Annotated in this window: 6 protein-coding genes and 1 pseudogene; all 7 read left to right on the forward strand. The window is 65.8% G+C overall.

What is annotated here, in order from left to right; translation table 11 throughout:
- The first annotated feature begins 73 nt into the window (after positions 1-73).
- Positions 74-640: a hypothetical protein gene (locus CO655_RS03935; RefSeq protein ID WP_097663845.1), complete on the forward strand. Its 567-nt coding sequence runs from the start codon at positions 74-76 to the stop codon at positions 638-640.
- Positions 641-841: 201 nt separating this feature from the next.
- A complete protein-coding gene (locus CO655_RS03940; protein WP_097663846.1) occupies positions 842-1,546 on the forward strand; it encodes a hypothetical protein in 705 nt (234 codons plus the stop codon).
- Complete coding sequence (locus CO655_RS03945; RefSeq protein WP_097663847.1) at positions 1,543-3,366, forward strand: hypothetical protein; 1,824 nt, start codon at positions 1,543-1,545, stop codon at positions 3,364-3,366. The genes CO655_RS03940 and CO655_RS03945 overlap by 4 nt, the downstream gene beginning before the upstream one ends.
- Positions 3,363-3,779: a GNAT family protein gene (locus CO655_RS03950; protein ID WP_097663848.1), complete on the forward strand. Its 417-nt coding sequence runs from the start codon at positions 3,363-3,365 to the stop codon at positions 3,777-3,779. Before CO655_RS03945 ends, CO655_RS03950 begins: the two co-directional genes overlap by 4 nt.
- Positions 3,745-4,752 (forward strand): tail fiber domain-containing protein, encoded by a 1,008-nt coding sequence (locus CO655_RS03955; protein ID WP_097663849.1) that lies wholly within the window; start codon positions 3,745-3,747, stop codon positions 4,750-4,752. The genes CO655_RS03950 and CO655_RS03955 overlap by 35 nt, the downstream gene beginning before the upstream one ends.
- Positions 4,749-5,063, forward strand: coding sequence for a hypothetical protein (locus CO655_RS03960; RefSeq protein WP_245423751.1), 315 nt, complete (start codon positions 4,749-4,751; stop codon positions 5,061-5,063). Before CO655_RS03955 ends, CO655_RS03960 begins: the two co-directional genes overlap by 4 nt.
- A gap of 137 nt (positions 5,064-5,200) precedes the next feature.
- A pseudogene (locus tag CO655_RS34225) lies at positions 5,201-6,000 on the forward strand (hypothetical protein); the annotation flags it as partial.

The raw sequence follows: 6,000 nt of genomic DNA on the forward strand, positions 1-6,000 counted from the left end.
CGCCACGGATATTAGAGCAGGCGTGTCCCGCGCGCCTATCCCCATTCCCCGCCATCAACAGCGAGACCAGCACATGCCCGACAACACCGGAATCTACGCCTCCTTCAGCCTCGAACCGGTCGAACAGACCTTTCTGACCGAGAAAGAGGGCCGGCCGATCTTTGCCGACAAGGAATTCGTCCGCATCTTCATCGCCGGCGACAAGCACACCGAAGTCTATCGCGAGGTGACCGACAACGACAAAATCCGCTTCGCCGACGCCTATAAGCGCTTCAAGGAGGGTGCCGCCGCCCGCGAGCAGCTGACCGGCACGCCGCTGGCGCAATGGCCCTATTTGAAGCCCAGCCAGATCAAGGAGCTGGAGGCGGTCAATATCTATACCGTCGAGCAGCTGGCGGCGCTTTCCGACTCCGCCAAGCAGAAGATCGGCATGGGCGCCAACGAGCTGACCGCCGCCGCCCGCGCCTATCTCGCCACCGCCGAAAACTCCAGCGCCGCATCCGCCTTCGCCGCTGAAAACGAGCGGCTGAAGGACGAGGTGAGCCGCCTGCAGGCGCAGATGAAGGAGATGGCCGCGCGGTTCGAGGCGCTCGAAAAGGAAGGCGAGGGCGGCAAGAGCCGCAGCCGGCCGGCGGCCTGACGAAGCGCTGACGCAAGCCGCCCCCTCATCCGCCCTACGGGCACCTTCTCCCCAAGGGGAGAAGAGATTCGCGGCGACGTCTCGATTCTCCCTTCGCCCCTCGGGGAGAAGGTGCCCGTAGGGCGGATGAGGGGGGCCACGCGGCACAACCCTCAAGCAAATCACCGCCACGCCAACCGCTCTGAACCGGAGACCCCCTGCATGTCGCTCCTGACCATCATTCAGAACGTCTGCGCAGAGATCGACCTCGATCCGCCGACGGCCGTCATGTCCTCGGCGGATCCGCAGATCATGCAGCTGCGCATCCTCTCCACCCGCGCCGGCCGCGACCTGATGCGGGCGCATGACTGGTCGGCGCTGATGCTGCGGCGGCAATTCCAGGCGACCGGCGCCAACCCGGAGCCGGACGAGCCGCCCGGCGACTGGGACCGCTTCGCCGCCAATGCCAGGATCTGGAACGTCTCGCGCCTCTGGTCGCTCAACGGCCCGGTGGAGCCGCAGAGCTGGCAGCGCCAGACCATCCTCAATGCCAACCCGGTGCCGCAGATCTGGCGCATGGCCGGCGGCAAGCTCGACATCTACCCGAATGTTGCCGGCGAGACGATGGAATATGCCTATATCTCCGGCTTCTGGGTGGCGCTGAATGGCGGCCCGACCACCGCCGGCAACTGGGCCAACGACACCGATACGGCCCGCTTTCCCGAAGAGCTTCTCGAACTCTCGCTGATCTGGCGCTGGAAGCGGGCCAAGGGCCTCGACTATGGCGAGGAGCTCGCCAGCTTCGAACGAACCAAGGAAGCCGCCATCGGCGCCGACCGCGCCGCAAGCCCTGTCGACCTCGCGCTGCCGGCGCGGGGACAGCTCGAGAATTACTGGCCCGGCACGATCACGGTTGAGACCCCATGACCCGCACACCTTTTCCCCCGAACGGCCGCACCCGCCGGGTTTCGCCAGGCAAAGACTGGATCGCGCCGATCGGCGGCTGGCGAACCGATGTCGAGATGGCCGACATGCCCGAGGACGCGGCCTTCCAGCTCGACAATTTCTTTCCCGAGGCAAACCGGGTGCGCGCCCGCTACGGTTTCCTCGCCTTTTCCACCGGTCTCGGCGCCGACGTGCAGACGGTCATTCCCTATTCCGGCGTGACCAACCGGCTGTTTGCCGCCGCCGGCGACAAGATCTTCGACGTCACGGTGGGCGGTGCTGCCGGCGCGCCCGTCGTCTCGGGCCTTGCCAGCGCCCATTGGTCGGTGCAGCAATATACCAACCCGGCCGGCCAGGAATTCCTGCGCCTCGTCAACGGCCTCGACACGCCGCTGATCTTCAACGGCACGTCCTGGACGAATAATTTCCTGGTGGGCACGGCGGCACTCGCTACCCAGAATGTCGCCGTGCGCAACACGGCCTATACGCTGAGCTTCTTCGGCACCGGCTCGGTCACGCTGTCGGGCGCCTTTTCGGGCAGCTTGAACGGCACCGGCGCCGGCAACCGCGTGTCGCTCTCCTTCACGCCAGCGGCCGGCACGCTTGTCGTCACCGTGACGGGAACGGTCACCAATGCGCAGCTCGAAAAGGGCGCGGCCGCCACGCCCTATGTCGCCTCGACGATGATAACAGGCATATCCGACGCCGCGCTGCTTGCCGCCGTCACCGCCTATCGCTCGCGCCTGTGGTTCATCGAGAAGAACTCGACCAATGTCTGGTACCTCGCGACCGACGCCGTCAGCGGCGCGGCCACCGTTCTGCCGGTCGGCGGCAACATGAAATATGGCGGCACGCTGGTGGCGATCAATGTCTGGACGATCCCGGTTGCGACAGGCCTGCAGCAGTGCCTGGTGCTGATCTCCTCGGAGGGCGAGGTGATCGTCTTCCAGGGATCCGACCCTTCGAGCGCGGCGAATTGGGGCCTGATCGGCACCTTCAAGCTCGGCCGGCCGCTCGGCAGCGACCGCTGCCTGCTCTCGGTTGGCGCGGATCTCGCGATCATGACGACGGACGGGATCGTGCCGATCACCAAGGCGGTGCAGCTCGATCGCGGCGCCACCAGCCTCGGGGCGATCACCGCAAGAATTGGCCCGACCTGGCGCGAGACGGTGGCGGCGGCCGGCACGAGCTCGCAGGAGTGGCAGCTTTCGAGCTTTCCGGCGCGCCAGATGGCGATCGTCAACCTGCCGTCCTCCTACGGCCCCTATCAATATGTCATGAACACCGAGACCGGCGCCTGGTGCCGCTTCGTCGGCATGCCCGCCTCCTGCTGGGCGACATGGCAGGACCGGCTGTTCTTCGGCGCCGCCGACGGCACGCTTTACGAGGCGGAAGTCGGGGCGAACGACAATGGCGCGGCGATCGACGCGCTGATGGTCGGCGCCTGGAGCCGCTTCGGCGATGGGCTCTCGACCAAACTGTCGAAGCTGATCGGCGTGACGGCGCAGATCGGCGTTTCGACGCTGATGTATGGCGGCATTTCGGTCGACTACCAGACCAAGGTGCCGACCGCACTGCTGTCGTCGGTCGAGAACAATGCGGCGGCGAAATGGGGAACGGCGGTCTGGGGTGTCGCGAAATTCCCCGGCATTTCGCTGGTGCGCAAATTCGCCTCCGCCGGCGGCGCCGGTTCGGCGCTTGCGCCGACGATCCGGGCGCTGATCTCCGGCTCGTCGGGCTCCGTCTCGGAAGCCGCGGTCGTCGGCGGCTCGGTGCTCTACGAAAGGGGCGCGCCGATTTGATCGTCAGCGAACCCAGCGCCGAGATCGCCGCCTGGGTCGGAGCCAGGATCGGCGTGGAATTTCACCCGCCCTATACGGCCCTTGCCCATGTCGACCGCGGCCGGATCATCGCCGGCTTCGTCTTCAACGTCTGGACCGGGCACGATGTCGAGATCTCGCTCGCCGCCGACCGGCTGTCGCTGACGCTGATGCGGGCGGTGTTCGACTATGTCACCCGCCAGCTCGGCTGCCGCCGCGCCACCTGCCGCACCCGCGCCGACAACAGCAACGCGCAGACGCTGCTTGGCCGACTCGGCGCGGAGCCGGAAGGCCGCCAGCGCTTCTATTTCGGCGATTGCGACGGCCTGCTTTACGGAATCATCAAAGAGGATTTTCCCTATGGTCTCCACGCCAAAGGCCCCGAAGGCGCCTGATCCGACCCAGACCGCAGCGGCGCAGACGGCGACCAATGTCGACACCGCCATTGCCAATGCCGGCCTCAGCCACACCAATCAATATACGCCGGATGGCTCGCTGGAATACAAGGTCACCGGCTACCAGACGATGAAGGATCAGAACGGCAAGAGCTACCAGCTGCCGACCTATTCCGCCTATCAGACCTATTCGCCCGAGAACCAGGCGATCTACGACCAGACGCAGCAGACGCAGCTCGGCCTTGCCAGGCTCGCCAACGACCAGACCGGCAAAATATCGGGCATCCTCGGCACCAATGTCGATCTCAGCGCCGGCAATGTCGACAAATATGTCAATAATCACTGGCAGTCCGGCTTCAACAACCAGTGGGACCGCGACCAGGCGAGCCTCGAGCAGAGCCTGGCCGACAAGGGCATCTCGATGGGTTCGGCGGCCTACGACAACGCCATGCGCGATTTTTCGACCCGCAAGCAGGCCGCCTCCGACCAATATCTCGGCGACATGTATTCGAATGCGCAGAATTCGATCCTGACCGAGCGCAACCAGCCGCTGAACGAGATTTCGGCGCTGATGTCGGGCTCGCAGGTGCATCAGCCGAGCTACGTCAACACGCCGACGACGCAGCTGCCGACCGTCGACCAGGCTGGTCTGATCAATGAAAACTTCAACCAGAAGATGGGTCTCTACGACCGGCAGGTCGCCCAATCGAACGCCGCAATGGGCGGCCTCTTCGGCCTCGGCTCCTCGCTGCTCGGCGGCTGGGCGATGAAATCCGACCGGCGGCTGAAGGAAGACATCAGACGCGTCGGCACGCTGGAGAACGGCCTGCCGGTCTACGCCTTCCGCTACAAGGAGGGCGGCCCGACCCAGCTCGGCCTGATGTCCGACGATGTGCGCAAGACCCATCCGGACGCCGTGGTCGAACACGCCGATGGCTTCGACCGCGTCGATTACGAAAGGGCGGTGGCATGATGGACTTCCTCTTTAGCGGCGATACCGGCAAGACGCAGGACGAGATCACCGACAAGCGCAAGCGGCTGGCTTACGCCATGCTGGAGCAGGGCATGGATACGAGCCCGGTGCAATCGCCGTGGCAAGGGGTGGCGCGATTGGCGGAAGGCGGGCTCGGCGGTCTGGCGCTCCACCAGCAGAAGCAGGCGCAGCAGCCGGGAGCCGATGCAGGGACCGGCACGCCGGCGGCCGCGTCTTCCGCACCCGCGCCCTTTCCCGGCTTCCTGTCGCTGCTCTTCGGGGGCAAGCCGATGAAGCCGGCCGGCGGCTGAAGCATCCTCCACCGATAGAAGGACGGCCGCCCGATCTGGATCGGCCTCGTGTCCGACGATCTACACAAGATTCATCCCGACGCAGTGTTCGACCAAGCAAACGGCTTCGACCGCGTCGACTACGAAAGGGCAGTGGTATGATCCCAACCAATTTCGGCGGCAATACCGGCAAGACACAGGAAGACCTCAGCGACGAGCGCAAGCGGCTGGCTTACGCCATGCTGCAGCAGGGCATGGATACAGGCCCGGTCAAATCCCCCTGGGAAGGGGCCGCGCGTCTCGTCCAGGCGCTGATGGGCGGGCTGGCGATCCGCAGGCAGGAGCAGCAGGCGGCAGCCGGCGAGCCTGGCAACGACAACTTCCCGCCGCTGCCTGACAACCCGCCCATTCCCGGCGAGAGACCCCTTTATCCGGATCCGACGGCGGCGGAGGATCGTCCCGGAGAGCCTGCGGCCCCGGCCGCTCAGCCTGGCGCCGGCCTGTTCGCGCCATTGCCTGACAACCCGCCCGTTTCTACGCCCAAACCCTATCGTGATCCGCTAGTCACGACCGACTATCGCCGTGAGCAGCCGATCGCAGGGGATCAGCCGGGCGAAAATGCCGTCCCTGCGCCGCCGGCCAACGTGGCCATTTCGACGCCGGGGCCGGAATATCCCGATTCGCAGATGACAACCGACGAGCGCCGCCAACAGCCCGCGGCGCCGGCTGCCGGCGGCGGTGCTGCCGGATCCGCCAATGATGGCGGCGAGCTTAAAACCATTCTGTCCGATCCCGTTCGTCGCGCCGAGCTGCCGCCCGGCATGCGCAACAACAATCCCACCAATCTAAAGTACGCCGGGCAGCGTAGGCCGGGGATCATCGGCCCCTCCGAGAACACCGACCAGGGCGATCCGCAAGTCCTCTATGCCACACCGGAAGCGGGCATGGAGCACAATGT

Source organism: Rhizobium sp. M1, from assembly GCF_002531805.1.
Lineage (GTDB): Bacteria > Pseudomonadota > Alphaproteobacteria > Rhizobiales > Rhizobiaceae > Rhizobium > Rhizobium etli_C.

Coding starts and splice junctions, on each gene's coding strand:
- CO655_RS03935 (WP_097663845.1), top strand. CDS start 74: ATGCCCGACAACACCGGAATCTACGCCTCCTTCAGCCTCGAACCGGTC.
- CO655_RS03940 (WP_097663846.1), top strand. CDS start 842: ATGTCGCTCCTGACCATCATTCAGAACGTCTGCGCAGAGATCGACCTC.
- CO655_RS03945 (WP_097663847.1), top strand. CDS start 1,543: ATGACCCGCACACCTTTTCCCCCGAACGGCCGCACCCGCCGGGTTTCG.
- CO655_RS03955 (WP_097663849.1), top strand. CDS start 3,745: ATGGTCTCCACGCCAAAGGCCCCGAAGGCGCCTGATCCGACCCAGACC.
- CO655_RS03960 (WP_245423751.1), top strand. CDS start 4,749: ATGATGGACTTCCTCTTTAGCGGCGATACCGGCAAGACGCAGGACGAG.